This is a genomic window from Pseudomonas paraversuta, assembly GCF_904067025.1.
GTDB lineage: Bacteria > Pseudomonadota > Gammaproteobacteria > Pseudomonadales > Pseudomonadaceae > Aquipseudomonas > Aquipseudomonas paraversuta.
Genome location: NZ_CAJFDA010000001.1, coordinates 1,333,396 through 1,359,189, shown reverse-complemented (window position 1 = coordinate 1,359,189; position 25,794 = coordinate 1,333,396). Strand labels below are relative to the sequence as shown.

General features: G+C 57.3%; 29 protein-coding genes and 1 tRNA gene. 14 read left to right on the top strand and 16 right to left on the bottom strand.

Annotation, left to right across the window (positions count from 1 at the left end; genetic code table 11):
- Positions 1–117 precede the first annotated feature (117 nt).
- On the top strand, positions 118–1,005 hold the full coding sequence (gene htpX, locus JQ848_RS06525; RefSeq protein WP_003446575.1) for a protease HtpX: 888 nt from the start codon (positions 118–120) through the stop codon (positions 1,003–1,005).
- Between the two features lie 55 nt (positions 1,006–1,060).
- Here htpX and JQ848_RS06520 read toward each other — a convergent pair whose 3' ends face one another.
- Entirely contained in the window at positions 1,061–1,720 is a 660-nt protein-coding gene (locus tag JQ848_RS06520; protein WP_202210372.1) for a thiopurine S-methyltransferase, read from the bottom strand.
- Between the two features lie 100 nt (positions 1,721–1,820).
- Here JQ848_RS06520 and JQ848_RS06515 point away from each other — a divergent pair, with 100 nt between their 5' ends.
- Positions 1,821–2,588, top strand: coding sequence for a DODA-type extradiol aromatic ring-opening family dioxygenase (locus JQ848_RS06515; protein WP_010656830.1), 768 nt, complete (start codon positions 1,821–1,823; stop codon positions 2,586–2,588).
- Positions 2,589–2,703: 115 nt separating this feature from the next.
- Here the strand turns inward: JQ848_RS06515 and JQ848_RS06510 are convergent, their stop codons facing one another.
- Together JQ848_RS06510 and JQ848_RS06505 are read right to left on the bottom strand one after the other, a co-directional pair.
- Positions 2,704–4,377 carry a DEAD/DEAH box helicase gene (locus JQ848_RS06510; protein WP_003446572.1) on the bottom strand — a complete coding sequence of 558 codons (1,674 nt, stop codon included), beginning with the start codon at positions 4,375–4,377 and terminating at the stop codon, positions 2,704–2,706.
- A gap of 370 nt (positions 4,378–4,747) precedes the next feature.
- The gene (locus JQ848_RS06505; RefSeq protein WP_127195833.1) at positions 4,748–5,503 is read right to left on the bottom strand and encodes a spermidine synthase; all 756 of its coding nucleotides are present in this window, start codon (positions 5,501–5,503) and stop codon (positions 4,748–4,750) included.
- 160 nt (positions 5,504–5,663) lie between these two features.
- Between JQ848_RS06505 and JQ848_RS06500 the strand changes: the two genes are divergently transcribed.
- Positions 5,664–7,010: a class II 3-deoxy-7-phosphoheptulonate synthase gene (locus JQ848_RS06500; RefSeq protein ID WP_003446569.1), complete on the top strand. Its 1,347-nt coding sequence runs from the start codon at positions 5,664–5,666 to the stop codon at positions 7,008–7,010.
- A 76-nt stretch (positions 7,011–7,086) separates the two neighbouring features.
- On the opposite strand, the gene JQ848_RS06495 is transcribed toward JQ848_RS06500, so the two are convergent.
- Positions 7,087–7,308, bottom strand: coding sequence for a DUF1127 domain-containing protein (locus tag JQ848_RS06495; RefSeq protein ID WP_010656831.1), 222 nt, complete (start codon positions 7,306–7,308; stop codon positions 7,087–7,089).
- A gap of 96 nt (positions 7,309–7,404) precedes the next feature.
- Here JQ848_RS06495 and JQ848_RS06490 point away from each other — a divergent pair, with 96 nt between their 5' ends.
- Positions 7,405–8,262 (top strand): LysR family transcriptional regulator, encoded by an 858-nt coding sequence (locus JQ848_RS06490; protein WP_003446564.1) that lies wholly within the window; start codon positions 7,405–7,407, stop codon positions 8,260–8,262.
- Here the strand turns inward: JQ848_RS06490 and JQ848_RS06485 are convergent.
- The 3 genes from JQ848_RS06485 to earP all read right to left on the bottom strand — a co-directional run bounded on the left by JQ848_RS06485 (position 8,252) and on the right by earP (position 10,894).
- Complete coding sequence (locus JQ848_RS06485; RefSeq protein ID WP_003446559.1) at positions 8,252–9,004, bottom strand: sulfite exporter TauE/SafE family protein; 753 nt, start codon at positions 9,002–9,004, stop codon at positions 8,252–8,254. The genes JQ848_RS06490 and JQ848_RS06485 overlap by 11 nt on opposite strands.
- Positions 9,005–9,138: 134 nt before the next feature.
- Positions 9,139–9,711 carry an elongation factor P gene (locus JQ848_RS06480; RefSeq protein ID WP_003446557.1) on the bottom strand — a complete coding sequence of 191 codons (573 nt, stop codon included), beginning with the start codon at positions 9,709–9,711 and terminating at the stop codon, positions 9,139–9,141.
- Between the two features lie 49 nt (positions 9,712–9,760).
- Complete coding sequence (earP, locus tag JQ848_RS06475) at positions 9,761–10,894, bottom strand: elongation factor P maturation arginine rhamnosyltransferase EarP (protein ID WP_160626984.1); 1,134 nt, start codon at positions 10,892–10,894, stop codon at positions 9,761–9,763.
- Between the two features lie 136 nt (positions 10,895–11,030).
- On the opposite strand from earP, the gene JQ848_RS06470 reads away from it, so the two are divergent.
- A complete protein-coding gene (locus tag JQ848_RS06470; RefSeq protein WP_003446554.1) occupies positions 11,031–11,513 on the top strand; it encodes a GreA/GreB family elongation factor in 483 nt (160 codons plus the stop codon).
- A 105-nt stretch (positions 11,514–11,618) separates the two neighbouring features.
- Here the strand turns inward: JQ848_RS06470 and JQ848_RS06465 are convergent, their stop codons facing one another.
- Complete coding sequence (locus tag JQ848_RS06465) at positions 11,619–11,870, bottom strand: hypothetical protein (protein ID WP_003446553.1); 252 nt, start codon at positions 11,868–11,870, stop codon at positions 11,619–11,621.
- Between the two features lie 178 nt (positions 11,871–12,048).
- Here JQ848_RS06465 and JQ848_RS06460 point away from each other — a divergent pair, with 178 nt between their 5' ends.
- From JQ848_RS06460 to JQ848_RS06445, 4 genes are all read left to right on the top strand, one after another.
- On the top strand, positions 12,049–12,369 hold the full coding sequence (locus tag JQ848_RS06460) for an ElaB/YgaM/YqjD family protein (RefSeq protein ID WP_003446552.1): 321 nt from the start codon (positions 12,049–12,051) through the stop codon (positions 12,367–12,369).
- Positions 12,370–12,646: 277 nt separating this feature from the next.
- Positions 12,647–13,849: an MFS transporter gene (locus JQ848_RS06455; protein ID WP_003446551.1), complete on the top strand. Its 1,203-nt coding sequence runs from the start codon at positions 12,647–12,649 to the stop codon at positions 13,847–13,849.
- 104 nt (positions 13,850–13,953) lie between these two features.
- Positions 13,954–14,250 carry a DUF6388 family protein gene (locus JQ848_RS06450; protein WP_003446549.1) on the top strand — a complete coding sequence of 99 codons (297 nt, stop codon included), beginning with the start codon at positions 13,954–13,956 and terminating at the stop codon, positions 14,248–14,250.
- 116 nt (positions 14,251–14,366) lie between these two features.
- Positions 14,367–14,678 (top strand): hypothetical protein, encoded by a 312-nt coding sequence (locus JQ848_RS06445; protein ID WP_003446546.1) that lies wholly within the window; start codon positions 14,367–14,369, stop codon positions 14,676–14,678.
- Positions 14,679–14,818: 140 nt separating this feature from the next.
- On the opposite strand, the gene JQ848_RS06440 is transcribed toward JQ848_RS06445, so the two are convergent.
- Positions 14,819–15,337: a DUF4142 domain-containing protein gene (locus tag JQ848_RS06440; protein ID WP_003446544.1), complete on the bottom strand. Its 519-nt coding sequence runs from the start codon at positions 15,335–15,337 to the stop codon at positions 14,819–14,821.
- Between the two features lie 295 nt (positions 15,338–15,632).
- On the opposite strand from JQ848_RS06440, the gene JQ848_RS06435 reads away from it, so the two are divergent.
- Complete coding sequence (locus JQ848_RS06435) at positions 15,633–16,343, top strand: CatB-related O-acetyltransferase (RefSeq protein WP_158525117.1); 711 nt, start codon at positions 15,633–15,635, stop codon at positions 16,341–16,343.
- Between the two features lie 231 nt (positions 16,344–16,574).
- Here the strand turns inward: JQ848_RS06435 and JQ848_RS06430 are convergent.
- A tRNA-Ser gene (locus tag JQ848_RS06430) sits at positions 16,575–16,664 on the bottom strand.
- 307 nt (positions 16,665–16,971) lie between these two features.
- Here JQ848_RS06430 and JQ848_RS06425 point away from each other — a divergent pair.
- From JQ848_RS06425 to JQ848_RS06415, 3 genes are all read left to right on the top strand, one after another.
- Complete coding sequence (locus JQ848_RS06425) at positions 16,972–17,661, top strand: crotonase/enoyl-CoA hydratase family protein (RefSeq protein WP_127195772.1); 690 nt, start codon at positions 16,972–16,974, stop codon at positions 17,659–17,661.
- A gap of 206 nt (positions 17,662–17,867) precedes the next feature.
- Positions 17,868–18,650 carry a lysophospholipid acyltransferase family protein gene (locus JQ848_RS06420; protein WP_003446523.1) on the top strand — a complete coding sequence of 261 codons (783 nt, stop codon included), beginning with the start codon at positions 17,868–17,870 and terminating at the stop codon, positions 18,648–18,650.
- Positions 18,651–18,733: 83 nt separating this feature from the next.
- Positions 18,734–19,705: a magnesium and cobalt transport protein CorA gene (locus tag JQ848_RS06415; RefSeq protein WP_003446522.1), complete on the top strand. Its 972-nt coding sequence runs from the start codon at positions 18,734–18,736 to the stop codon at positions 19,703–19,705.
- A 46-nt stretch (positions 19,706–19,751) separates the two neighbouring features.
- On the opposite strand, the gene JQ848_RS06410 is transcribed toward JQ848_RS06415, so the two are convergent.
- The gene (locus tag JQ848_RS06410; protein WP_010656833.1) at positions 19,752–20,477 is read right to left on the bottom strand and encodes an amidotransferase; all 726 of its coding nucleotides are present in this window, start codon (positions 20,475–20,477) and stop codon (positions 19,752–19,754) included.
- Between the two features lie 583 nt (positions 20,478–21,060).
- On the opposite strand from JQ848_RS06410, the gene JQ848_RS06405 reads away from it, so the two are divergent.
- Entirely contained in the window at positions 21,061–21,873 is an 813-nt protein-coding gene (locus tag JQ848_RS06405; protein ID WP_161720038.1) for a c-type cytochrome, read from the top strand.
- A 71-nt stretch (positions 21,874–21,944) separates the two neighbouring features.
- Here the strand turns inward: JQ848_RS06405 and JQ848_RS06400 are convergent, their stop codons facing one another.
- From JQ848_RS06400 to JQ848_RS06380, 5 genes are all read right to left on the bottom strand, one after another.
- A complete protein-coding gene (locus JQ848_RS06400; protein ID WP_003446510.1) occupies positions 21,945–22,286 on the bottom strand; it encodes a ribonuclease E inhibitor RraB in 342 nt (113 codons plus the stop codon).
- 276 nt (positions 22,287–22,562) lie between these two features.
- Positions 22,563–23,168 carry an START domain-containing protein gene (locus JQ848_RS06395; RefSeq protein ID WP_003446508.1) on the bottom strand — a complete coding sequence of 202 codons (606 nt, stop codon included), beginning with the start codon at positions 23,166–23,168 and terminating at the stop codon, positions 22,563–22,565.
- A 47-nt stretch (positions 23,169–23,215) separates the two neighbouring features.
- The gene (locus JQ848_RS06390) at positions 23,216–23,470 is read right to left on the bottom strand and encodes a YkgJ family cysteine cluster protein (protein WP_003446506.1); all 255 of its coding nucleotides are present in this window, start codon (positions 23,468–23,470) and stop codon (positions 23,216–23,218) included.
- 157 nt (positions 23,471–23,627) lie between these two features.
- Positions 23,628–24,098, bottom strand: coding sequence for a translation initiation factor 2 (locus tag JQ848_RS06385; protein ID WP_272481838.1), 471 nt, complete (start codon positions 24,096–24,098; stop codon positions 23,628–23,630).
- 102 nt (positions 24,099–24,200) lie between these two features.
- Positions 24,201–25,640 carry an aminotransferase-like domain-containing protein gene (locus JQ848_RS06380; protein ID WP_003446502.1) on the bottom strand — a complete coding sequence of 480 codons (1,440 nt, stop codon included), beginning with the start codon at positions 25,638–25,640 and terminating at the stop codon, positions 24,201–24,203.
- Positions 25,641–25,794: the final 154 nt, after the last annotated feature.

The following is a 25,794-nucleotide window of genomic DNA, read 5'->3' as shown; positions in this document are numbered from 1 at the left end:
TACTAAAATCAAGCCGTAGGACACAGTTTGAAATAGTCGCCCGGTTGAATAGCCTGTGGCAGCACCTTATATACCCGCATACGGCAATACCTTTAAGTCGAGGAGATTCTTTAAACCATGATGCGCATTCTGCTGTTTTTGGCCACTAACCTGGCGGTCGTGCTGATTGCCAGCATTACCTTGAGCCTGTTCGGCTTTGACGGGTTCATGGCGGCCAACGGGGTTGATCTGAACCTCAGTCAGCTGTTGGTATTCTGTGCGGTCTTTGGTTTTGCAGGGTCCTTGTTCTCGCTCTTCATCTCCAAATGGATGGCGAAGATGAGCACCAGCACCCAGGTGATTACCCAGCCTCGTACCCGCCATGAACAATGGCTGATGCAAACCGTTGAGCAACTGTCCCGCGAAGCAGGGATCAAGATGCCTGAAGTGGGTATTTTCCCGGCATACGAGGCCAACGCCTTTGCCACTGGCTGGAATAAAAACGACGCGCTGGTCGCGGTCAGCCAGGGTTTGCTGGAACGCTTTTCACCCGATGAAGTAAAAGCCGTACTGGCCCACGAAATCGGCCACGTCGCCAATGGCGACATGGTGACCCTGGCATTGGTGCAGGGCGTGGTGAACACCTTCGTCATGTTCTTCGCCCGTATCATCGGTAACTTTGTCGACAAAGTGGTATTCAAGAACGACGAAGGTCGCGGCATTGCCTACTACGTCGCGACCATCTTCGCTGAACTGGTACTGGGCTTCCTTGCCAGCGCCATCGTCATGTGGTTCTCGCGCAAGCGTGAATTCCGGGCAGACGAAGCCGGTGCACAACTGGCAGGCACGGCGGCCATGATCAGTGCCCTGCAGCGCCTTCGCTCCGAGCAGGGACTGCCGGTACACATGCCTGACACCATGGCGGCTTTTGGCATTAACGGCGGCCTCAAGCAAGGCCTGGCGCGGATGTTCATGAGCCATCCGCCACTGGAAGAACGTATCGATGCTCTGCGTCGTCGCGGCTGACAGCACGGCAATACGAAAAAGGGCGACTTGAGTCGCCCTTTTTTGTGCCCGCCATTCAAGCGTTCTTGCGTAGCCGGTAGACCCGCTCCACCAGACGGGTAACACCGGCCTTGAGAAACTTGCCGTTCTGCTCCAGAACATCGGACTGCTCGATAACCTGCAAGTCCCAGGCAGGCACCAGCAATTGCTGAATCTCGACATCCGGCACCGAGAACGGCGGCCCCTGCATTTCTCCCTGGGGATAATCGAGGCTGATCAGCAGTCCCTCGCAGCCCCGGGGCAGGATTTGCGTCAGATGCCGGGCATAGGCCTCACGCATTTCAGCCGGCAAGGCAATGATCGCCGCACGGTCATACAACCCCGCACACTCAGCCACGTCTGCCGCACTCAAGGCAAAGAAGTCGCCACACCAGAGAGTCACCGGGCCAGCCTCGTACACCTTGAAGCCGCCTTGCTGCCTGATCTGTGGCGTGACCCTCTGCTCGCTGAAAAACTGCTCCACGGCCGTTTGCGACAGCTCTACACCCAGAACCTCGAAACCACTGGCCGCCAGCCAGTTCAAATCCAGGCTTTTACCGCACAAAGGCACCAGCACCCGGGCGCCCCGGGGCAATTCAAGCCGGGGCCACAGCCGCTGCAGGTAGGAATTGACTTGCTCCTGATGGAAACCGATCTGATTACGCTGCCAGCGGTCGTGCCAAAATTCGGGCTGCATGATTCACCTTTAAATTCGATCAATAAGCACTAAAACTTATATTGGATTTAGATCAATACCAGGTTGAAGATGGTTCATCTTAACCCTGAGGACCCCTGCCATGCTGCCCAGCCTGTTTATCTCCCACGGCTCTCCCATGCTGGCACTCGAGCCTGGCGCCAGTGGCCCGGCACTCAAACGTCTGGCAGCCGGACTCCCCCGCCCCAAAGCCATTGTTCTGGTGTCTGCACACTGGGAAACCAGCGACCTGAGGGTAGCCAGCCACCCTGCGCCCGAAACATGGCATGACTTCGGTGGTTTCCCGCCTGAACTGTATGCCGTGCAATACCCGGCCCCCGGCGACCCCGCCCTGGCCGCACGCATTGTTGAACTGCTCGCCGGGCACGGCCTGCCTGCCCGGCTGGACGCCCAGCGGCCCTTTGACCATGGCGCCTGGGTGCCGCTGTCGTTGATGTACCCGCAGGCCGATATTCCCGTGGTTCAGGTTTCATTGCCCGGTCAGCCCGGGCCTGGGGGCCTGACTGAAATCGGCCGCGCACTGGCAACCTTGCGCAGCGAAGGCATCCTGATCATTGGCTCTGGCAGCATCACCCACAACCTGCGCGAACTGGACTGGCACGCGGGCCCGGAAAGCATAAAGCCCTGGGCCAAATCCTTTCGCGACTGGATGATCGAAAAACTTGCCGCCGATGACCAACCGGCCCTGCACCAGTACCGGCAACTGGCGCCTTTTGCCGCCAAAAATCATCCCAGTGACGAACATCTTCTGCCGCTGTACTTCGCCCGCGGCGCAGGCGGCTCTTTCAGCATTGCCCACCAGGGCTGGACGCTGGGCGCACTGGGGATGGATATTTACCGGTTCGGGTGAGGCCACGCATACCCGCCCATAGAGTTTTATGTCGCCCGCGCCTCAATTTGCAGGCAAAAAAAATCCCCGAACCAGTCGGGGATTTTTTTAGCGATCAATCACAGCCAGGCAGTGATTAATCTTCGCGGTAGCGACGCAGCTTGAGCTGCTTGCCGGCAACGCGGGTGTCTTTGAGCTTGGCCAGCAAGCTTTCCAGACCAACTTCCGGCAGTTCTACCAGGCTGAAGCTGTCACGCACCTGGATGCGACCGATTGCTTCACGTGCCAGACCACCCTCGTTGAGGATAGCGCCCAGCAGGTTCTTGGCAGCGATACCGTCACGCGCACCCAGCGCAGTACGGCAACGGGCACGACCTTCGGCCAATGGAACCGGAGCACGACGCTCACGATCACCACGATCCGGACGGTCGCCAGTACGCTCGGACGAACGCTCACGCGGTGCGCTGTTCGGCACCAGTGGACGGTCACGCTCGATCGCAGCCAAAGTCAGAGCCTGACCGTTGGTAGCTTTGCGCAACAGGGCAGCGGCCAGAGCACGCGGGCTGCAACCGATATCGGCAATCAGGCGATCCAGCAGATCACCGTGGGTCGATTCAGCGTCAGCAACCAGTGGCGTCAGGCTGTTGGTCAACTTCTTGATGCGGGCATCGAGAACAGCTTGAGCATCCGGCAGGCGGACTTCAGCAACCTTTTGACCGGTTACACGCTCGATCACTTGCAGCATGCGGCGCTCACGCGGAGTTACCAGCAACAGCGCGCGACCTTCGCGACCTGCACGGCCAGTACGGCCGATACGGTGAACGTAGGACTCTGGATCGTAAGGCATGTCAACGTTGAACACGTGAGTGATACGTGGAACATCAAGACCACGAGCCGCTACGTCGGTCGCTACAACGATGTCCAGACGGCCATCCTTGAGGGATTCGATAACGCGCTCACGTTGGTTCTGAGCAATGTCACCGTTCAGCGCAGCAGCTTTATAGCCTTTGGCTTCCAGGGCACTTGCCAGATCCAGGGTCGCTTGCTTGGTACGTACGAACATGATCAGGGCGTCGAAATCTTCGACTTCCAGCAGGCTCAATACAGCCGAGGTCTTCTGGTCAGCGTGAACCAACAGGTGAGCCTGTTCGATCGCGGTAACGGTCTGAGTCTTGGTCTGGATTTTTACGTGTTGCGGATCGCGCAGATGGCGTTCGGCAATGGCACGGATCGACTGCGGCAGGGTAGCCGAGAACAATACGGTCTGACGGGTAGCAGGCAAAGCCTTGAAGATCGCTTCAAGGTCATCCATGAAGCCCAGCTTGAGCATTTCGTCAGCTTCGTCGAGAACCAGATGGTTCACGGTTGCCAATACTTTTTCGTCACGACGCAAGTGGTCGCACAGACGGCCCGGAGTGGCGACAACAATCTGTGCGCCATTACGGATTGCTTTCAGTTGTGGACCCATAGGGGCGCCGCCGTAAACGGCCACAACGGTAACGCCAGGCATTTGCTTGGCATAAGTTTCGAAAGCGGTTGCTACTTGCAGCGCCAACTCACGGGTTGGCGCCAGGATCAGGGCTTGCGGCTCGCGCTTAGCAGGATCGATGCGATGCAGGATCGGCAGGGCGAACGCGGCGGTTTTACCCGTACCGGTTTGCGCCTGACCAATCATGTCGTGACCGGCCATAATGATCGGGATCGATTGCTGCTGAATAGCCGAAGGTTCTTCGTAGCCAGTCGCAATGACAGCTGCAAGAATGTTCGGATTAAGATTAAAAGCGGCGAAGCCGCCGGTTTCCTGGGTCATGGGTCTGCCTCTAAGTGCATCCGCAAAGACCCATGCTCCAAAGCTGCGCATGCCGTGTAAGACTCAAGAGTCGCCCTGGCTGCTTTGTCGGCGGGGATTTGCGAAAACGTTAAATGAATGGAGCGTTCAGGGTTGTCCGCGAAACGGACGAGCAGCCGAAGCGTGCTTCGGGAAATGCGACACCTAAACGTGGCCCGGCTAAAGGCCGGCGCGCACTATACCGGATTTATCAAAAAAAAGAAGTGTTTTTTTAAGACCAACTCGTCTGTATGCCTCTGCATACCGGGCTTTGGCAATATTTTCGCCTTTGTGAAATCCCCTGGCGCCTGCCCCTTCTGGGGCAAACGCTAAAACGTTTCATCGCCGGACCTCAGGTGGCCGGGCGAATCGCCTTGATCAGCGAGTCCAGCGAGTAGCCCAGACGCGGAGCCAGGGCCTGGGCCCGGGCGGTGAGCGCGTCGATATCCAGAGTCTGATCCAGATCGGACGGCACCAGCAGGATGACGTTGCCCTCCTTCACCGGCAGCTCCCAATAATGGCGGTGATACAAACCGCGCAGCAAGGCGGCCCCCAGCGGCTTGCCGTCATCGGTCGCCCATTGATTGATCACCAGCCAGCCATTGGCGGACAGTTTTTTCTGACAGTCTTCAAGAAACTTCCAGGCCAGGTGACCGGTAGCCGGCCCCAGATCGTTGTAGAGGTCGACGAAAACCAGGTCCGCAGGCTCCGCGCTGTCCAGCAGCTCCAGGGCATCTCCGATGCGGATATACAGCCGCGGGTCATCGTCCAGCCCCAGGTATTCAATGGCCAGGCGCGGTACATCCGGTCGTAGCTCGATGGCTTCAACATCTTCAAGGGGCAAAAACTTGAGACAGGCCTGGGTCAGGGTTCCGGCGCCAAGCCCCAGAAACAGCGCGCTTTCAGGCGCCTCATGACACAACGCGCCGATCAGCATGGCGCGGGTGTAGTCGTATTCCAGCCAGCTGGGGTCAGCGGTAAAAACACAGCTTTGCTCGATCGCATCGCCAAACTCGAGGAAGCGGTAGTCGGCTACCTCCAGTACCCGAATCATGCCGAAGTCATCATGAACTTCAGCGAGCAGACGCTCAACGCGCTCCTCAGACATTTCCTCTCCTTGCCGCGTCCCGGCACAACCCGGGCATCGCTCTAAAAAACAACCACTCGGCGCCGAGCAGAAAGCGCCGATTGTCGGCCATTGCGGCGCAACAGGTCACGCACTAATTGCTGCTAACATGGGCCATCCCCTTCCAATACTAGAGTCTGCAATGAGCCAACCCTGGAGCCCTGACAGCTGGCGCGCCCTGCCGATCCAGCAACAACCCCGCTACCCTGACGCCGCTCACCTGCTGCGCGTGGAGCAAAGCCTGGCGAGTTATCCGCCACTGGTGTTTGCCGGTGAAGCCCGTGAACTGCGCCGCCAGTTTGCCGAGGTCACTGAAGGTCGGGCGTTCCTGTTACAGGGTGGCGATTGCGCAGAAAGCTTTGCCGAGTTTTCGGCGGCCAAGATTCGCGACACCTTCAAAGTGCTGCTGCAGATGGCCATCGTCATGACCTTCGCTGCTGGCTGCCCGGTGGTCAAGGTCGGGCGCATGGCAGGGCAATTCGCCAAACCGCGCTCGGCCAACGATGAAACGATCAATGGCGTGACCCTGCCGGCCTATCGCGGCGACATCGTCAACGGCATCGGCTTCGATGAAAAAAGCCGCGTACCCGACCCGGAGCGCCTGCTGCAGTCCTACCACCAGTCCACGGCCACCCTGAACCTGCTGCGCGCCTTTGCCCAGGGCGGGTTTGCCGATCTGCATCAGGTCCACAAGTGGAACCTGGACTTCATCGCCAACTCGGCACTGGCGGAAAAATACAGCCAGTTGGCCAACCGCATCGACGAAACCCTGGCCTTTATGCGCGCCTGCGGCATGGACAGCTCGCCGCAACTGCGCGAAACCAGCTTCTTTACGGCCCACGAAGCGCTGTTGCTGAACTACGAAGAAGCCTTCGTGCGGCGCGACAGCCTGACCAACGATTACTACGACTGCTCGGCGCACATGCTGTGGATCGGCGACCGCACGCGCCAGCTCGACGGTGCCCACGTCGAGTTCCTGCGCGGGGTCAACAACCCGATCGGGGTCAAGGTCGGCCCGAGCATGAATACCGAAGAACTGCTGCGCCTGATCGACATCCTCAACCCCGACAACGACCCGGGCCGCCTCAACCTGATCGTGCGCATGGGCGCCAACAAGGTTGGCGACCACCTGCCGCAGCTGATCCGTGCGGTTGAAGGCGAAGGCAAGAAAGTGCTGTGGAGTTGCGACCCGATGCACGCCAACACCATCAAGGCCAGCAGCGGCTACAAGACCCGCGACTTTGCGCAGATTCTTGGCGAAGTGAAGCAGTTCTTCCAGGTCCATGAAGCCGAAGGCAGCTATGCCGGCGGGATTCATATCGAGATGACCGGGCAAAACGTCACCGAGTGCATTGGCGGGGCCAAGCCCATCACCGAAGACGGTTTGTCGGACCGCTACCACACCCACTGCGACCCGCGCATGAACGCCGACCAGTCGCTGGAACTGGCGTTCCTGATTGCCGAAACGCTGAAACAGGTCAAACGCTGAACCGCCTGACTTGTGCACGAACTGCGGGCGCCGGCTTGCCGGCTCCCGCAGGGGCTCTGCACCTTTACCGGCAAGCTTATTTGTTGAACGGGTCATCCCAAAAAGCCCGATGACTTTCGGATTCAATATCCGCCCGGCTCAGCCCCAGATCTTTAAGCGTCGCATCACTGATCCGCCGCAGATGCGCCCTTTGGCGCGACAGCTGGTACCAGCGGGCAATCACAGCCATCACCTTTTGCGCCCAGGACTTCTGACTGACTGGCCGGGCGATCCAGACAAAACCTTTTTGACCTTTCATCACTTGAGACCTCCGTAGGGATGGCTCAAGTTTCTGCCCGGGCTTAAGATCAATCCAACGAATGTTTCTTATGCGATACATCTGTGAGATTGATCAATGGCCGAATTCCCCAGTATCGATACCGACCTGTTGCGTACCTTTGCCGCCATTGCCGATCACGGCGGTTTTACTCGCGCCGCCGAAGTGGTCAATCGCACGCAGTCGGCGGTCAGCATGCAGATGAAACGGCTCGAAGACGACGTGCTCAAATGCGCGTTGTTCCAGCGCGACGGGCGCAATGTCAGCCTCACTCCCGAAGGCCATGTACTGCTCGGCTATGCACGGCGAATCCTTAAACTGCACAGCGAGGTGTTCAATACCCTGCGTCAGCCGCATATGGTGGGCACGGTCAAAATCGGTTCACCCGATGATTACGTCATGCGCTTTCTGCCCGGCGTGCTGTCGCGCTTTGCCCAGGATTACCCGCTGATCAACGTCGAGGTGCATTGCGAACCCTCAGTGCAACTGCTGCAACGCAATGATCTGGACCTGACTATCGTCACCCGCGAACCCGGCACCGAAGTGGGCCAGATCCTGCGGCAGGAGCGCTTCGTATGGATGGTGGCCCAGGGCTTCTCGCCCCACGAGCAAACGCCGCTGCCACTGGCAATGTTCAATACCGACTGCTTCTGCCGGACCTGGGCCTGCAATGCGCTGGATATCATGCAGCGTGAATACCGGGTGGCCTATACCAGCGCCAGCCTGGCAGCGATCAACGCGGTGGTCAGTACCGGACTGGCGGTGACCGCCCAGTTGCAAAGCCTGCTGACCCCCGATCTGCGGATTATTGGCGAGGCCGAAAACCTGCCGCTATTGCCCTCTGCCAGCATTGTGCTGTTGCGCAAGCCCAACAGCGTGACCTCGCCCATCATCGAGTGCTTTGCCGAATACATCGTCGAAGGCTTTAAGCTTTAATCGCCAGCAGCCCCGCGCACAGCAGCAAAAAGGCGCAGTACAAACCGCGCAGCATGCGTTCCGGCAGAGCGTGAGCCAGCCTGACTCCCCAGCTGATACTCAACAGCCCGCCCACAGCCATCGGCAGACCCATGATCCAGTTGACCTCGTCATGCACCGCGTAGGTCAACAGCGTAACGGCGGTACTTGGCGCTGCCAAGGCCAGCGACAAGCCCTGGGCCACCACTTGCGATGTGCCAAAGACGCTGGTCAGAACCGGCGCAGCCACCACTGCGCCGCCAACCCCAAACAAGCCCCCGGTAGTGCCCGCCACCGCACCCAGCACTCCGAACCAGGGCCAGCCACGGCCTGAGCGGGCAACCGGCTTTACAGGCAAGCGATACAGCTTGATCAGGTTGTAGAGGGTAATTGCCAGCAAGAAGGCGATAAACCCCCAGCGAATAACCCGCGCATCCACTCCAACGGCGAGCATGGCGCCCAGCCAGGCGAAGCAAAAACTCATCAACACCAACGGCAACGCCTGGCGCAGATCGATTTTATTGCGCTGGTGATAACGGTACAGCGCGAGAAACACATTGGGCACCGACATGACCAAAGCGGTGCCTTGCGCGATTTGCTGATCCAGGCCGAACCACAAGCCCAGAACCGGAATTGCGATCAGGCCGCCGCCAATTCCGAACAACCCGCCCATCGCCCCCAGAGCAATACCCAGGGCTGTATACATTGCAAAATCGGTCAGCATTATGGTCCCTCTTCAGAAGCGCCCATGCTAACCAGTCCCCTGCACGCGGCAAAGCTCTAAACCGGGGCTTTTGACCGGCCAAAAAAAACCCGGCCATGGGGCCGGGCTTTATCATCGTACGGTTGACGCCAGGTTTAAACCTTGGCGCGGCCCTTGTAGGAGCCACCGTCACGGGTGTCGATCTCGATCCAGTCGCCGATTTCAACGAAATCTGCAACGCTCAGTTCGGTACCGTTTTTCAGTTTGGCAGGCTTCATCACCTTGCCCGAAGTGTCGCCGCGAGCGGAACCTTCGGTGTAGTCAACCTGACGCACGATAGTGGTCGGCAGCTCTACGGAAACCAGACGCTCTTCGAAGAAGATCGCTTCGCAAACGTCGGTCATGCCTTCTTCGATGAACGGCAGAACGGCTTCGATGTCTTCAGCGTTCAGCTCGTACATGGTGTAGTCAGTGGTGTCCATGAACGTGTAGGTGTCGCCGCTGATGAAGGACAGGGTCGCTTCTTTGCGATCCAGGATCACGTCTTCGAGCTTGTCGTCAGCGCTGTATACGATTTCAGTCTTGTAGCCGGTCAGCAGGTTTTTCAGCTTGGTCTTCATGATTGCGCTGTTACGACCGGACTTGGTGAATTCAGCTTTCTGAACCAACCAAGGGTCGTTTTCGAGCTTGATGACTGTACCGGGTTTAAGCTCTTTACCAGTTTTCATTGCGAGTATCCGAATTTGGAATGAGATTTACAAAAATCTAGGCCGCGTATCATATCCAATTTCTATAAAACAGTACTAGCGCTTGCGCAAGATCTGCTTGCAATGACTGTTGCAGACACCATCGTTCAGCGTGCGCAGTGATCTCGGGCCAGTGTTCAAGCAGCAAATTCCAGCTTTGCGCCATGTCTGAACCGGCATTCCAGGCGTGCCACAAGCCGGTAAAGGCTTGAGCGGCGGGCGCAGAAAGATCTTTTACATACAGGTCCAGAAAGGCATTGAGCTTGACCCAGTGCGCGTCTTCTTCCTGTTCATAGATATGCCAAAGCAGCGGCCGCCCGGCCCATTGCGCGCGGACGAACGAGTCTTCACCGCGCACCGCATTGAAATCACAACTCCATAACAGGTGGTCGTAATCCTGCTGGCGTACGAACGGCAAGCTCTGGACTTTCAGTGCTCCCCGCTGCTCGACCCTGCCCGGTGCCAGCTCATTGACCTCGAGCCAGCGCAGCAAATCCCCCATGATTCGCCCCTGGGGCACCAGCAGGTGGGTCGGCACACTGCCCGCGGCCATGGCGTCCAGCCAACTGGCCAGCCCGGCATTTTCATAGGCGAACAAAGAAACCAGCCGCGCGCTACTTTCAGGAAACACCCCCAGCCCTTGCAAAAATGCCCGTCTGGCCTGGGGGTCCTGCTCAAAGGCGCGCCGGCGGGCGAGCAAATCGGCCTCACGCAACAGACCGCCGGTACCTTCACCAAACCCGGGGAAAAAGAACATCCGTTTCAAGCCATCCGGGCGCAGGGAGGGTAAACCGTGACAGCCGCTGACCCAGTCTTCCGCGCTCAAATACTCCAGATTGATCCACAACGCCGGCTTTTTCCGCGCTTTCATGGCCTGCAAATAGTCTTCAGGCAGCTTGCAGGCAAAGGCCTCCAGCACCACATCGGCGACGTCCACCGACTGCCATTGCGCGGGCCACTGAAGCACCTCGACCCCCTGCTGCATCTGTTGCGCCGCCGTGGCGTCGGCCTCGGGGCACAGCGGCACGAATGCCGACAGATCATCGACCCACAGCCGCACCGACTGCTGATGTTCGGCCACCAATTGCCGGGCCAGACGCCAGGTCACCCCAATGTCGCCGTAGTTATCGACCACACTGCAAAAAATATCCCAGGAGGCTTTCATTCCGGGCTCCAACATTCAAAGGGCTGATTGTCCGCATTATTCGACGCGTACAGAAGGCTTAAGGCGGATTAATCTGCCGGGTACTCGTGCGACAATCGCCGATTGCCGTCATGACCCCCGTGAAAAACCGCCCCTTATGAACAAGAACGCTGTGTACCTGTTGATGCTGGAAAAGCTCGAAATCGATCTTGATGTGCTCCAGCGGGCAGCGCAAACCGCCTATGAAGCCGCCACCCACGCGGAAAATATCGCCGAGAACAAGTACGACACCCTGGGGCTTGAAGCGTCCTATCTGGCGACAGGCCAGGCGCGCCGGGTTGAAGAAATCCGCCAGGCGTTGAAAAACTGCCAGGCGATGGTGCTCGCGCCATTCAATCCCGCACAAGGGATTGAAGTGGGGGCGCTGGTCAATCTGGAGGCCGGGAACGGCAGCGGGCAATGGCTATTTCTCGCTCCGGATGCCGCGGGGCTCAAGCTTGTCCAGGACGGGCAAACCGTTACCGTCATCACCCCGCGCTCGCCGCTGGGCGCGGCGTTGCTGGGCAAGCAGCCGGAGGATGAGGTGCTCATCAACATAGCCGGCGTCAGCCAGGGCTTTACTGTCTGCGAGGTCGAGTAGGCAGCGCCGCACTGTTGCCACTCGATATCCGCAGAGACGCGGGTGCCCGTCACGGGAGGCCGGGTGGCGGTGCCGGCAGATCAAGATCAAAAGCCCGGCCGGGCGTTACTTGGCGGCCATCAGGCGATTGACTTCGCTGCGCACCATGTTGGCGTATTCCGGCGGGGACATCGCGTCCAGCTCCGAACGCACCCACTCAGCCCATTTGCCCTTGCGCTTGGCGCGCTCGCCGAACAAACGCGCCGCATCCCCTTTGGCCTTGCCCAGATTGCTCTGCCAAAGGTCATACAGACGGGACTTTTCATCTTCAAGCGCAGCACGCTCAGCGAGGGGTTTGTTGGCGAGGTTGAAGCTCATGGGAATTTCCTGCGGCGTAAATTAGACGACATCTTACACCCTCCAAAGCAGTGCCTTACTCCGGTTTTTGACTACGCTCTCACCTCGGACACACAATCGGCCCCAAAACAGATGCAACTTTTTAGCATTGGGTTGACTCCATTATTCATCTCTCTTTTCACCTGCAAGGAGTACCGCAATGGCTCGAAAAAACGCCGTACAAGCCGCTGAAGATCAAATCAAGGATCAGGCATTCAGTGAGCTGCAACTGTTGATTACCGAATCTGAAAAGCTGCTCAAGGACAGTGCGTCCCTGCTCGGCGAGGAAGGCGAAACCCTGCGTGCCCAGGTAGGTCTCAAGCTCAAGCAGGCGCTCGACTCGGTGAGCAACGTGCGTGAACGCACCAAACCTGTGGTCGATGCCACCGAAAATTACATTGGCGGCCATCCGTGGCAGACCGTGGCCATCTCGGCCGGCTTCGGGCTGGTGGTCGGCCTGCTGCTGGGCCGTCGCAACTAACTACCAAGCCCCTCAGGGGGCGCCTGTCTGTGCAGGAGCGAGCTTGTCGCGCGATGATTGTTAACGGGAATGCGTGTTTAGCGGTTAAACACGGCGCTTTCGAGACCATCGCGAGGCAAGCTCGCTTCTGCAGTTGAGAGAGCAGCTTTTGAAGTGAACAGCATTGCCTCACTGAGGTGCCTTGTCGTTTAAAAATCAAAATCCTGGACATATTCAGTGACATCCATGACAGGCAGTCCCGATACTTGATCGTCTTCCCATGCCAACGAGACAGTCAATGTCCGCTTCTTCTGCTGCTACCAAACCTTTAAGCACTGCCCTGATCCTGTTGATGGCAACCGCCACCGGCCTGGCTGTCGCCAGTAACTATTACGCCCAGCCCTTGCTGCACACCATCGCCCAGCAACTGGGCTTGAGCATGAGCAGCGCCGGCACCGTGGTGATCACCGCGCAACTCAGCTACGGTGCCGGCCTGTTGTTGCTGGTGCCGCTGGGCGACCTGTTCGAACAACGCCGCCTGATCGTCAGCATGACCGTGCTCAGCGCCCTGGGCCTGTTATTGAGTGCATTCGCACCTTCGCTGCCCTGGCTTCTGGTCGGCACGGCGATGACCGGCCTGTTTTCGGTTTCCGCCCAGGTGCTGGTGCCAATGGCCGCCAGCCTGACAGACCCGCAGAGCCGGGGCCGGGTAGTGGGTACTTTGATGAGCGGCCTGCTGCTGGGGATATTGCTGGCCCGAACCGTAGCAGGGGCGCTGTCTTCGGCGGGTGACTGGCGGACCATTTATCTGGTGGCTGCAGCCTTGATGACAGTCAGCGCCATCGCCCTGTTTTGCGCGCTGCCCAACCATCACCAGAGCGCAGGCCTGAGCTACCCGAAACTGCTGGGGTCGGTGTTCAAGCTGTTTGTCGAAGAACCGGTGCTGCGCCTGCGCTCGATCCTGGGGCTGTTGACCTTCTCGCTGTTCGCCCTGTTCTGGACTCCGCTGGCCTTTTTGCTGGCCGTGCCGCCCTACAGCTACTCGGACGCGATCATTGGCCTGTTCGGCCTGGCAGGCGCTGTCGGGGCGGTGGCCGCCAACTGGGCCGGGCGCATGGCCGATCGCGGCAAAGGCCAACTGGCCACCACCGTCGGCTTGCTGGCCCTGCTGGCGTGCTGGTTGCCCATGGCGTTTGCCGGCCACTCATTGCTTGCACTGCTGATTGGTGTACTGGTGCTCGATTTTGCCGTGCAACTGGTGCACGTAAGCAACCAGAATGCGGTGTTTAAAGTCCGCCCGGCCGCCCGCAATCGCCTCAACGCCGGCTACATCACCTGCTATTTCATTGGTGGCGCACTGGGCTCTCTGGTAGGCGCGCAGACCTATCCGGTCTATGGCTGGAACGGCATTGTGATCGTCGGCGCGGCGGTGGCAACTCTGGCACTGGCGGTATGGGGCTATGCCTTGCAGCAGGAAAGCAGGCTGCAGCCCGTCGCCTAAGGGTGGTTGCGGCACTTTTCATCACCGGGCGAACTCGCTAGGATGCGTATCCCACCTGAAAACGGTCCGCCCACGCGGGCCGTCTTACTGCTTCGAGACGCCGCATGATCCCTAAAGAATCCCGTAACGAACTGGCCCTGGACACTTTCATCAAAGCGCACCCCGAGCTGCTCGAGGAGATGAAAGAACTCAGCGCTGAAGATCGACAGCAACAAATTCTCTGGGCATTCGAGAGCGCCGCCGACGATCTGGGTATTGAAGCCTGGGAGCTGGCACTGCAACTGATCGCCCGCTCGCCGCAGGAGCTCGAAGCCATGCGCCTTGAAGTCCATCAAGAAGTGGCCGAAGCCCTGGAGATGAGCTGGGAAGAATACTGCGGCTTGAATGACATCGCAGTCTGAGAGCCTCGCCAGCGGTGCAGGGTCACCCCGTCACCGCTCGTCGCTTGCATCGCACTAATCCCCCGCGCCAGCACACCAATATCAGGTACGACTCCCAACTGTCTGGAGACGCAACCATGATTAGCTCATCGATCAAAATCCTGTCGCTGGCCGCCGCACTCTGTGTGGTATCCGCCACCAGCCTGGCCGACTCCTCCACTGGCCCGACCGTGCCGATACAACCGACCGAGCCGCCCTCAGGCCAGGACGTCAAGCCCACCATCAATCTCGACTCCAAGATCCATAACGACGCCGACGTGCCTAACCATCCATCAGTTGACCCACGGGTGCAGGGCGATGACCCCGGACGTCAGGGCGGGATGAATACTGATGGCAATGGCCCGATTGGCAGTGACCCGGTTGCGCCGCCAACCACACCAAAACCCTGAACCTCCATTGCCAGCAGCAGGTCTTGTAGGAGCTGGCTTTCCCGCGACGGGTTCACCCCGCGGGCTCAGGCAAAACCTGTTGCCCGCATCGCTGCAAAGCCAGACTCCCACAGGGTTTTGCAAGATTCAGGGAGTGCGGCTCAAGATTTGTGATGGGCGTCCACCAGCTTCTTGGCCATCACCAGGTGCATCTCGAGTTTGGGCAGGTATTTTTCGGCGAAAGCCTTCAATTCGGGAGAGTCAGGGTTCTTGATCTGCTGCTCGAACAACTCAATGGCCTCTTCATGGGCCTTGACCTGATTGGCGGCATAGGCGGCATCAAATGAGTCGCCTTCCTGTATTTGCAGCATCAGCTTCTTGGCCTTACCCAGGATTTGCTCGTCGGTCGAGACTTGCAGATCGTGCTTTTGCGCGAGTTCTTTCAAGTCCCGGTTGGCATCCGTATGGTCCTTGATCATCTCCACGGCGTAGCTCTCTATATCCGTTGAAGACGTTTTGCCAATCGCCATACGGCTGGTTTCAATCTCGGCTATCCCGGCCGCAGATGCCTCATCCACGAAGTTGGCCGGACTGGCTGCTACAGCGGTACCCGCCACCACCAGGGCACATGCAAGGGCACAGCCTGCGACGAAGCGTTTAGGGCCAATCAGGTGTTTCATAACGTCCTCCAGAAAAAGGCAGGTTTATTCCCTGCACTGAATCTGAAGGCCCATGACCACAAAGGTTTAGATAAAGGCTTTTTTTCTGACCGACGGGCACTACTGGCATCGCGCAGGATCAACTACGCCCCTTTTGACCCCCATCAATGACACTGCCCAGATATTCGATACCTTCACCGACCTAGAGGTTGAATGCCCCGTGACGGGGACAAAAAATCACTACCTCCATTGCGTAACACATTGAAACAAATGCACAGTGAGACACGTCCTGCATTAGAAGCCAGCGATCACTGCCATGAAAATAATTATTAATTACATCAGAAACCGATATTGGAAGAACTGGATTCGCAAGCACAAATGCAAAGTTTCTGGCGGCCTGCATTCACTGCACAAAAGAAGCACCTTGCGTCTGGAGGAAGGCGTATCTCTGGGGCATATGATCATTGAGCCTAAAAACCTGAAGATCGGCGCCCACACCTATATCCGAAGTGATTGTGTCCTTACCGCGGTTTCCTCAATAGGCCGGTTCTGCTCTATCGGAACGGGGTGTGTCATCGGGCAAGAAAAGGGCGGGCATCCTTCCACCTGGCTCAGCTCTCATCCATTCCAGTACACCAACACAGGATTGACCTACGATCCTGAAATATCCGACGTGACCATTGGCCATGATGTCTGGATTGGTCACAGTGCGATGATCATGGAAGGCGTAACAGTTGGCACCGGAGCGATAATTGCCACCCGGTCAGTGGTTGCTCATGATGTCCCGCCCTATGCAGTAGTCGCAGGTTTACCTGCGAAAGTAGTCAAATACAGGCATACACCAGAAATGATTTCGCAATTGCTGAATAGCAAGTGGTGGGATTGTGAGATCGACTCTCTGCGAGACTTGCCGCTGAATGACCCCACTGCAGCCCTGCCAATGCTGGAGGAACTGCGTAAAGAAAAGCCGGCTCGATATCAAGAGATTCAGGTAACGCGCAGAGGTTGCTGTGTAGTGGCCAACTAACTCCGGACACGGCGTCAAGTTTTCTGGACTACCCGTCTACCCTAGACCTCGGCCCGGGCCATATCCCGGGCTTTGTAGACCCCCTTGCCGGTGACGATGCTCACGCAGCCGCAAAAAACAGAAAATCCCCTACCCTTTCCATCTCGTTTCCATATCGCCTTTTTGCACACGCCAGAAACCACAAACCCCCGACTTTCTCTAGGAAAATCAGGGGTTTGTGTTTACTTAATGTGGCGGTGAAGGAGAGATTCGAACTCTCGATACAATTTCTTGTATACACACTTTCCAGGCGTGCTCCTTAAGCCACTCGGACACTTCACCGTATCTCTTCAAACAAGTTCTGTCTGTCGAGGCGCGCTAATGTAGTCGAAAGCTTTCGATATGACAAATGTTTTTTTCAGAATTTTCATGCGCTTACGGGATTCGCTGTTTTTCAGGTCCGGGCAGACCGGCTGCATCTGGCAAATTCCGGCCCCGGAGCTTTGCCAGGCCACGGCTGTTCGACAGGCGCGCCGCCCTCTATATAGAAGGCGCACACCATTTGCCTGACTCACCAGTCAGTCACAAGGCTTTACCTGCGCCTTGGGGCTGGGTAACGTCTGCCAACTTCTATACAAGGAATTGCGCCATGAGTGACTTGATCTCGTATCACCTGGAAGACGGTATCGCCACCCTGACCTTGAGCAATGGCAAGGTGAATGCTATTTCCCCGGACGTGATCACTGCGTTCAATGCGGCACTGGATCAGGCCGAGCTGGATCGCGCAGTGGTGATTATTACCGGGCAGCCGGGCATTCTGTCGGCCGGCTATGACTTGAAGGTCATGACCGCCAGCCCCGAGCAGGCGATTGAGCTGGTTAGACAGGGCTCGACCCTGGCTCGCCGCTTACTGGCGCATCCCTTCCCGGTCATTGCTGCCTGCCCGGGCCATGCGGTGGCCAAAGGCGCATTTGTGTTGTTGTCGGTTGATTACCGGATCGGCGTCGAAGGCCCGTTCAGCATTGGCCTGAATGAAGTGCAAATCGGCATGACCATGCATCACGCCGGCATTGAACTGGCACGCGACCGGTTGCGCAAATCGGCATTCCATCGTTCGGTGATCAACGGTGAGATGTTCAATCCCCACAGTGCGGTAGACGCAGGCTTCCTCGATCAGGTAGTCAAGCCCGAAGAACTGAGGACCGCCGCCCTGGAAATGGCGCGCCAGCTGAAGAAGATCAACATGAAGGCGCACAAGAACACCAAGCTCAAAGTGCGCAAAGAACTGCTGGAGACTCTGGACAAGGCGATCGAAGAAGATCAGCTTCACCCCCTCTGACCCTGCCCCGGTAATCCGGTCCCGATTGCAGCCAGCAGTCGGGATGGCTCCCCCGCTAAAACCCGTCAACACCTCTGGCCCGCGCCTGAGCCCTCTCGCTGAAACAAATACTTAAACATCAGCAATCTCCCAGGTGTATCGGGGTAATTGCCGAATACAGTGCACATCCGTACACTGCGCCAAATTTTGTTTTAGCGAGCCTGTAAATGCTACTTTCGATACGTATGTTGTTGATGAGCCTGCATTTTATGATCGCTGGCGTGCTCGGTGTATTGCTCGGAATCTGTCGCCCGTTCAACCCGGACAACAGTCGGTTGTGCGCGCGTCTTTATGCGTGGCCTTCGAAATGGATCCTGGGCTACAGGCTCAAGGCCGAGGTTGGCCCATTGATGGACAAACCCCAGAGCTGCGTGATAGTGGCCAACCACCAGTCCAACTATGACTTGTTCGTGTTCGGCAATGTGGTGCCGAAGCGTACTGTGTGCATCGGTAAAAAAAATCTGAAATGGGTGCCTCTGTTCGGCCAGTTGTTCTGGCTGGCGGGCAATGTATTGATTGATCGGGGCAATGCACAAAAAGCCCGTCAGTCCATGCTCACCACCACCCGCACCCTGCAAGAAAAAGACACTTCGATCTGGGTCTTTGCAGAGGGTACGCGCAACTTCGGCAAAGCCCTGCTGCCCTTCAAAAAAGGCGCGTTCCAGATGGCGATCAGTGCCGGCGTGCCAATTGTGCCGGTGTGCGTCAGCACTTATAGCCAGCACTTGAAGCTCAATCGCTGGCACAGTGCCGATATTGAGATCCGTTCATTGCCCCCGATTCCAACTGCCGGGCTGACCCTGGAAGACATGCCGGCCCTGATGGAACAGTGCCGCGAACAAATGCGCGAGTGCATTGAAGCGATGGACCGTGAACTGCTGGCACAGCAAAACCACCGCCTGCCACCCATGGCCGGGGGTAAAACACCGGCATCCAACCCGAACCTCTGAACGTTTCAGGCCTCAAAGCAGGGCATTGCACGCTAAGCTGCATCTTCGTGCCATAACCCTTTGAAGAAGAAGCGATAAGAACTATGGGGAGAGTTGTTGCTGCCGCGGTTTACAGCGCAGGCAAAAAAGTCACCGACATCACTCTGGACGAAGGCAGCGGCTGGGCTGAAAAGCCCGGTCACTTCGTCTGGATCGGCCTTGAGCAACCGGACGCGCAAGAGCTGAGTAACTTGCAGCGCCAGTTTCATCTGCATGAACTGGCCATTGAAGACGCCCTGGAACAACACAGTCGGCCCAAGCTAGAGACCTTTGGCGATGCGCTGTTCATCGTCATCTACTCGCCGATTCGCCATGAAGGCAAACTGGACTTCGTCGAAACCCATATCTTTGCCGGCAATGGCTACATCATTACCTGCCGCAATGGTCACTCCGCGTCTTATCGGGCGGTACGCCAGCGCTGTGAGGCCCGCCCGCTGCTGCTGGATCATGGCGAAGATTTTGTGTTGTATGCCCTGCTCGATTTCGTTACTGAAAGCTATCAGCCCGTCAGTGAAGCCATTCACGCTGAAATCGATCAGCTCGAACGCAACATCCTGGGCAATGCACTCAACGAAGCCGATATCCTGCATTTGCATGCACTGCGCCGCGATGTTCTGCGCTTACGCCGCTATGTGGCGCCCATGGTCGAAATCAGTGAAGAGTTACAGCGCCTGACCTTTCCGTTTATCGACAAGAACATGCGTCCGTACTTTCGCGATGTGCAGATCCACGTTACCCGGCAAATGGAAGACCTGACCACCCTGCACGACATCGCCACACAAACCATTGAAATTGTCGTACTGCTGGAGTCTTCACGGCAAAGTATCGTGCAGCGCAAATTTGCCGCCTGGGCAGCCATTCTGGCCTTCCCGACAGCAGTGGCAGGTATCTACGGGATGAACTTCCAGAACATGCCGGAGCTGAGCTGGCACTACGGTTATTTCGGCGTGTTGGGGTTTATCACCCTGGGCGTTGCAGGGCTGTGGACGAGCTTCAAGCGTTCTGGCTGGCTGTAAGACGAGCTGAACTGCAGGAGCGAGAGAGGCTCGCCCCTGCAAGTGTTTACACCTGGGCCTGAGAGTTGTGCGAAACAAATCGCATCATCCACTCGGCAACCGTTCGGCCATGATGCTCTTGTTCCAGGCTGCTGATTCCGCTGCTGTAGATCTGCTCGCCCAGGCTCTCCTGGCGCAAGTTGAGCAATGCCCGCGAGTAGTCATGTATGAACTCGGGATGCCCCTGGAAGCACAACACCTGATCGTTGATGTGATAGGCGGCAAACGGGCAAAAATCGCTGGAGGCGATTACCGTGGCGTTCTCCGGCAAGGCCGTGACCTGATCCTGATGGCTGATCAGCAATGTGAGGTCTTCGACAACCGGGCTCATCCACGGTGCTTTGGCCGCCAGCTTGTACTGATGGGTGCCAACTCCCCAGCCCTGGGTGGCCCGCTCGCTCTTGCCGCCCAGCAGCAACGCCAGCAGTTGGTGACCGAAACAGACGCCGAGCAATTTATCGCCACGCTCATAACGGCTCAGCAAATAGCTTTTCAGTGTCTGGATCCAGGGATCGGTGCCGAATGAATCCGCCTTGCTGCCGGTAACCAGATAGGCATCAAAGCTTTGATCGTCAGACGGATATTGGCCATTCATCACGTTAAAAATACTGAATTGCGCAGCAATGGGCTGTTGCGAGAACAGGTGTTTGAACATCTGCCCATAGCCTTGATATTGATCAACAAACTCTGGACGCAGAATGTCGGTTTCCAGAATGCAGATGCGTAGCGACATAAAAGTACCTGGCACGATAAAGGCAATAGAGGTGATGGCAACTCGATAGAGCCTGCCTTGAAAGGGTATTTCAAGGCAAGCCCTGAACGCGGGCTAACTACCGGAAAGCTGCCGCCCTGCAAACCGGAGCCGAATCTGCGCAGCGATAGGGCCACCGACAACCTCCCTGACGAACGGTAGGGCACTAATAATTAGTGGGCCTCAAGGGGCCATTGCGTCTAGCCATGGGCTGACAGAGAGGGTACGGCAAGCCTAATAGCGTTTTAGAAACCTAATGCACTTGGATGATGTGAAAGGGTTCTAAGCCATATGTTATGTGGACTCTAAGGTTAACTCAGTCGAGGGATACGGCGCCTTGTTCAGCACTTGCGCCGTGGTCTTTCAACATTGCCGCTCAGGAATAACAAAAAAAGGCAGACCGCCATGTTTAAATATACGAAAGTACGTCAGGCCGGACTTATTCTCTTTGCCACGACCTTACTCTTGATTTTACCCAATCTCACCAGGGTAATCGGCTAAGGTATCGCCTTCAGTTCGGGCCAGTGGCACCCAGGCCATCGATCACCACAGAACAGCATCCCCATTGAAATTACTGACTCTCTTCCTGGTTTACTTACTCAGCCTGCCGGCTGGCGCTGCCCAACTCACACTCGACCTGGGCAACACCAGCCGCAGCTGGCAAACCGCCGAGCTGTTGCAGCATCCGGCGACGCAAACCCTGCATATCACTGATGATGTTGCATACAGACGCAACATGACCTACCGCGCTATTCCCCTGGCCACCCTGCTCCAAGGCATCAAGCCTGATGACCACCTGCAAGCGATCGCTCTGGACGGGTTTGCTGCGGAGCTGGCCGCCGGACCGCTGCTAAGCCGCAGCGGCGCCAGAGCCTGGCTGGCAATTGAAGATCCGGCTCAGCCCTGGCCACCGCTGGGTAAGGACAAACCGAGTGCGGGACCGTTCTATCTGGTATGGACCGACCCTCAGGCCAGCCATATCAGCCCCGAACAATGGCCTTTTCAAGTGGCCAGTTTCAAACGCCAACCGCCGGTTGCCGAACGCTTTGCGGCCCTGCTGCCAGACCCGGCACTGCCCACGGACTCTCCGATCAATCAGGGGTTTGCACTGTTTCAAAAAAACTGCCTGGCGTGCCATCGTCTAAATGGCGCGGGCGATGCCCAATTCGGCCCCGACCTGAACATTCCGTACAACCCCACCGAGTACTTCGCAGCAGACTTTCTCAAGCGCTACATCCGCGATCCGCAAAGCCTGCGGCACTGGCCACAGGCACGCATGCACGGATTTTCGGCCAGTGTGTTACCCGACAGTGAGCTGGACATGTTGATCCGCTATTTGCAGCATATGGCTACGCGCAAGGTGAATGGCCAGGCCTGACCGGGAATATACAGTCTGCAAAAACCAGAACGGCCGGCCCTGAGGCCAGCCGTTGACTCTTTCAACTTGATTCAATTGAGCAGGCCACGCACCTCCTGCTTGACGCCCCAGCCTTCAATGATCCCGCCCAGGGGGACAACCACTGCTTCGAAGTCCTGCTCAAAATCACCAATGCCACCATAGGTGGCGTACATCACTTTGCTCAATTCCAGATGCCAGGCACCGTCATCCCGCACGTTGATCTGGGCATTCAGGGATTCACCACAAAATTTGCCTGCCGCTCTGCGCGCCCGCTCCTCGTCCGGGAAAATGGCGTAGAACTCGATGGGATGGATGCGGGAAAAATCAAAACCGCCTTCTTTCATGCGGCGCAGCACATAGCTGCTGAGGTCTTCTTGATGGGCTGTGCTCATGAAACGTCCTCCTCGCAATGGATAGACATTCAGCGCTCCCTGACCGGCAACAGGTTGGCCATGACAGAGAGTGTTAAGCATGTAGCGAACAAGATCAGAGCCAGTCGATTACTTCGCTGGTCTGGATGCAGAGTAGCCCCAGCGCGCAATGACTGCCAAGAGGGAAGCCGTGAAATCGGAGATTTTTTTTGTCTGCCAAAGACTTGCGTGACCTGGCCCGGTAGCTGGACAGATGCGCTGTCCAGATGCCGGGCCAAACAGATATCAGAGTGCTGATTACTTCTCTGCACGCTCACGCAGCGCCTTGAGGGTATTGAACGGGGCATCGACCACAAACTTGTTGGCCAGCCATGAAGGCACGCTGCCGCCCGGCTCGGTGTGCACCTGATAGGTGACTTCTGTCAGATTGTCGCCTTTGGGTACCAATTTCCAGAAACCGTCGACCTGAGCGACCCGAACAAAGCCCTTTTCTTCAGGAATGTACTTCGGCAAGCCCTTCAGGGTGCGGGTCAAGGTGCCATCCGCTGCCACATTCGTGGTCACCAGCAGTACCGAGTCACGGGGGGTCACGGGCCAGGGGGTATTGAACTGGGTATAGGTCCAGCTCTGATCGCCCTCATGCTTGAGCAGCTTTTGCGTTTTACACTCGTGAATCCAGGCACAGGCACTGGCCACGTCTTCTTGCAAAGCACTGATTTTGGCAAGTGGCGCCTTGATGGTGGTTACCCCTTGGTAGGCCTTGTATTGAGACCCGGGAACTTCACTCAGCGAGACCTTGATCCCGTCTTCATTTTTCGCCACCTTCCAGTCTTCTGCCTGGGCCACGCCCGCCAGCAAAACAGTCAAACCGCATGCCAATGCCACTCTATGCAACGAACCCATTGTCTTATTCCTTATTGTTGAAGGTCTGTTCACTGAACAAAAACACACTAAGCCGCTGTCATGCGCTCCCACCAACCGATCAGCTTGATCGCTTCTTCCCGATTGCTGCCACACACCTCGATGTCGGCCTGAAAAGCGCCACATACGGCCGGACGTTCGGGCTGGCCGAACAAACCGCACAAGTAGTCGACAGAAAGATGCAGACAGCGTTCCCCCGCAGGTTTGCCATGGGGCATGCCGGGCAGCGGAGTACTGATGGAGGGGGCGATGCAGCAAGCGCCACAGCCTTCACGGCAGTTCATGACAGTAGCTCCTGATTCGGGGCAAAGTGTGTTGATGACAAGGGATATTACTCGCTGGAACGGGCGTTTGAAATTGACCGTTCAGCAGAAATGGCTGTGACCGGGCAGTCAGTTTGCAAGCCGGCCGCAATGGAATGGAAGGTTGAGCTGCAGGCACTTATTGTTTGAATTCAAAATCCAGCGCCGCGCCCTCAATCTCGCTCTGCCGCGCTTCGTTGCGCAATTGCAGACCCATTTCATTGCTGAGCAAGCGCCCGTTCAATTGAAAAGGGCTTTCCTGTTCCGGCTTTTCGCCAAACATGTTCGGCAGCAGCGGCTTGTGCGCAGGCATTGCAATGGTACCCAGAGGCCGCAGCTGGCGGACCATCTCGGGAGGCAAGCTCAAGTCAAGTTTGGCAGAGGGCAGAGGCTTTTTCGCAATCTCGTGGGCAGAGCTGGATTTGCTCGCGATGGGCGCGCGTTTCTTTGCCGGAGCTTGCCTGGCAGCCACAGGTTTTTCCCTGGAACTGGCAGTGTGCGACTTGGCAGTGACTGTTTCTGGCTGCGACTGAACGGCTGTAGCAGCGCCAGCATTGAACGCCGTCAGCACACCCATCAATATAAGCCCCACACAGAATGTCGCTTTCATAACTCCACAGCTTTAACGGTTTAGGCGCATATGCTGGCGCTTTAGCACCAGAGTGACAAGTCCAAAGTATCCCAATGGTTGTATCCGCCGTCGCTCAGCTCCTCAGTAGAGGCTTGCCGTTTCCAGGCAAAGCTGGCTGGCAAGCATGCCCAGGGTCATCAGCGCCCGCTCGGCCTCGCGGTTCCAAGGTATGGCGCAGTTCAGACGTATACAGTGATTGAACTGCTCGGTATTACTGAATATCAGCCCCGGGGCAATACTGATGCCCTGTTGCAACGCCCGGACATGCAGCTCCTGGGTATTGACCCGGCCCGGCAAGCTGACCCACAAAATGAAGCCGCCACTGGGGCGCGACATTTGTGTTCCTTCCGGAAAGTGCTGCTGAACGGCCAACTGGAACGCGCTGAGGTTCTTACGGTATTCCTGGCGGATAAACCGCAAATGGCGATCGTAACCGCCGTTTTCAAGATAGGCCGCTACCCCCATCTGCGTGACACTGCACGCCGAATGAGTGGTGAAGGTTTGCAGGCGCTGGATTTCCTGTTGATATTTGCCGGCGATCATCCAGCCGATTCTCACACCCGGCGACAGGGTTTTAGAGAAACTGGAGCAGTAAATCACCCGATCCAGACGGTCGTAGGCCTTCAAGGCTTTGGTGCGACCGACTTCAAACATCAGTTCGCCATAAATATCATCTTCAACAATCTGAATATCAAAATCCGAGGCCAGGCGCAGCAACTGCTTCTGCCGCTCTTCGGGCATGGTGCCACCCAGCGGGTTGCTCAGGCGCGTGGTCAGGACCAGAGCCTTGATCGACCATTGATTGGCCGCCAGCTGCAGAGCTTCGAGGCTCATGCCGGTGGCCGGATCGCTGGGTATTTCGATGACCTTCAGACCCAAAAGATCGGCAAGCTGCAGCAAGCCGTAATAGGTCGGTGACTCGGCCGCAATCAGGTCCCCCGGGCGGGTCAGCGTGCGCAGCGACATTTGCAGGGCATCGACACAACCGTGGGTGATGATCACCTCCGAGGGGTCAACCACCACCCCGGCGTCGCGCATGCGGATCGCGACCTGGCGGCGCAGCGGCTCAAAGCCCGGACTGAACATGTAGCTGAACGCCCGAGGGCTGTGGAAACGCGTGACCTTGGCCAGTTGCTGATGCAATGCCCGTACCGGCAAGTAGTCGACACTCGGTACCGCGGCCCCCAGTGGAAACACCCCTTCGCGACGTGATTCGACCAGCACTTGCTGAATGATGCTGCTGCGCGTCACCAGCCCCGGACGTTCGACCCGGGCTATATCGGGGGTAGGCGCCGTCAAGGCGGGAGTCTGGTGTACGTAATAGCCGGATTGCGGACGCGCCCTGATCAAGCCCTGATCTTCAAGGTTGGCGTAAGCCTGCAACACCGTCGCGTGACTGACATTGAGCTGCGAACTCATCTTGCGCACCGAAGGTACTCGTTCGCCCGGCTGATACACGCCGCGCCGAATATCTTCAGCCAACTGCTGAGCGATACGTTGATAGAGCAAAAGGTTGGTCATGTCGCAGCACTCGATGTTCAGGCATTATTTTTATGAAGAGCATGTTCTTGAGAGCAATAACCGAAACAGTTTAGAAGTGTACGGGCACAGTTGTCACCCACCTCAGCAGTACAGTGGGCTAAAGGCTTAACTGTATGGGTACAGGTTGACGAAG

What these genes read in the sequence shown, in the direction of transcription:
- htpX (WP_003446575.1), top strand. Translation starts at nt 118, where the DNA reads ATGATGCGCATTCTGCTGTTTTTGGCCACTAACCTGGCGGTCGTGCTG.
- JQ848_RS06520 (WP_202210372.1), bottom strand. Translation starts at nt 1,720, where the DNA reads ATGCAGCCCGAATTTTGGCACGACCGCTGGCAGCGTAATCAGATCGGT.
- JQ848_RS06515 (WP_010656830.1), top strand. Translation starts at nt 1,821, where the DNA reads ATGCTGCCCAGCCTGTTTATCTCCCACGGCTCTCCCATGCTGGCACTC.
- JQ848_RS06510 (WP_003446572.1), bottom strand. Translation starts at nt 4,377, where the DNA reads ATGACCCAGGAAACCGGCGGCTTCGCCGCTTTTAATCTTAATCCGAAC.
- JQ848_RS06505 (WP_127195833.1), bottom strand. Translation starts at nt 5,503, where the DNA reads ATGTCTGAGGAGCGCGTTGAGCGTCTGCTCGCTGAAGTTCATGATGAC.
- JQ848_RS06500 (WP_003446569.1), top strand. Translation starts at nt 5,664, where the DNA reads ATGAGCCAACCCTGGAGCCCTGACAGCTGGCGCGCCCTGCCGATCCAG.
- JQ848_RS06495 (WP_010656831.1), bottom strand. Translation starts at nt 7,308, where the DNA reads ATGAAAGGTCAAAAAGGTTTTGTCTGGATCGCCCGGCCAGTCAGTCAG.
- JQ848_RS06490 (WP_003446564.1), top strand. Translation starts at nt 7,405, where the DNA reads ATGGCCGAATTCCCCAGTATCGATACCGACCTGTTGCGTACCTTTGCC.
- JQ848_RS06485 (WP_003446559.1), bottom strand. Translation starts at nt 9,004, where the DNA reads ATGCTGACCGATTTTGCAATGTATACAGCCCTGGGTATTGCTCTGGGG.
- JQ848_RS06480 (WP_003446557.1), bottom strand. Translation starts at nt 9,711, where the DNA reads ATGAAAACTGGTAAAGAGCTTAAACCCGGTACAGTCATCAAGCTCGAA.
- earP (WP_160626984.1), bottom strand. Translation starts at nt 10,894, where the DNA reads ATGAAAGCCTCCTGGGATATTTTTTGCAGTGTGGTCGATAACTACGGC.
- JQ848_RS06470 (WP_003446554.1), top strand. Translation starts at nt 11,031, where the DNA reads ATGAACAAGAACGCTGTGTACCTGTTGATGCTGGAAAAGCTCGAAATC.
- JQ848_RS06465 (WP_003446553.1), bottom strand. Translation starts at nt 11,870, where the DNA reads ATGAGCTTCAACCTCGCCAACAAACCCCTCGCTGAGCGTGCTGCGCTT.
- JQ848_RS06460 (WP_003446552.1), top strand. Translation starts at nt 12,049, where the DNA reads ATGGCTCGAAAAAACGCCGTACAAGCCGCTGAAGATCAAATCAAGGAT.
- JQ848_RS06455 (WP_003446551.1), top strand. Translation starts at nt 12,647, where the DNA reads ATGTCCGCTTCTTCTGCTGCTACCAAACCTTTAAGCACTGCCCTGATC.
- JQ848_RS06450 (WP_003446549.1), top strand. Translation starts at nt 13,954, where the DNA reads ATGATCCCTAAAGAATCCCGTAACGAACTGGCCCTGGACACTTTCATC.
- JQ848_RS06445 (WP_003446546.1), top strand. Translation starts at nt 14,367, where the DNA reads ATGATTAGCTCATCGATCAAAATCCTGTCGCTGGCCGCCGCACTCTGT.
- JQ848_RS06440 (WP_003446544.1), bottom strand. Translation starts at nt 15,337, where the DNA reads ATGAAACACCTGATTGGCCCTAAACGCTTCGTCGCAGGCTGTGCCCTT.
- JQ848_RS06435 (WP_158525117.1), top strand. Translation starts at nt 15,633, where the DNA reads ATGAAAATAATTATTAATTACATCAGAAACCGATATTGGAAGAACTGG.
- JQ848_RS06425 (WP_127195772.1), top strand. Translation starts at nt 16,972, where the DNA reads ATGAGTGACTTGATCTCGTATCACCTGGAAGACGGTATCGCCACCCTG.
- JQ848_RS06420 (WP_003446523.1), top strand. Translation starts at nt 17,868, where the DNA reads ATGCTACTTTCGATACGTATGTTGTTGATGAGCCTGCATTTTATGATC.
- JQ848_RS06415 (WP_003446522.1), top strand. Translation starts at nt 18,734, where the DNA reads ATGGGGAGAGTTGTTGCTGCCGCGGTTTACAGCGCAGGCAAAAAAGTC.
- JQ848_RS06410 (WP_010656833.1), bottom strand. Translation starts at nt 20,477, where the DNA reads ATGTCGCTACGCATCTGCATTCTGGAAACCGACATTCTGCGTCCAGAG.
- JQ848_RS06400 (WP_003446510.1), bottom strand. Translation starts at nt 22,286, where the DNA reads ATGAGCACAGCCCATCAAGAAGACCTCAGCAGCTATGTGCTGCGCCGC.
- JQ848_RS06395 (WP_003446508.1), bottom strand. Translation starts at nt 23,168, where the DNA reads ATGGGTTCGTTGCATAGAGTGGCATTGGCATGCGGTTTGACTGTTTTG.
- JQ848_RS06390 (WP_003446506.1), bottom strand. Translation starts at nt 23,470, where the DNA reads ATGAACTGCCGTGAAGGCTGTGGCGCTTGCTGCATCGCCCCCTCCATC.
- JQ848_RS06385 (WP_272481838.1), bottom strand. Translation starts at nt 24,098, where the DNA reads ATGAAAGCGACATTCTGTGTGGGGCTTATATTGATGGGTGTGCTGACG.
- JQ848_RS06380 (WP_003446502.1), bottom strand. Translation starts at nt 25,640, where the DNA reads ATGACCAACCTTTTGCTCTATCAACGTATCGCTCAGCAGTTGGCTGAA.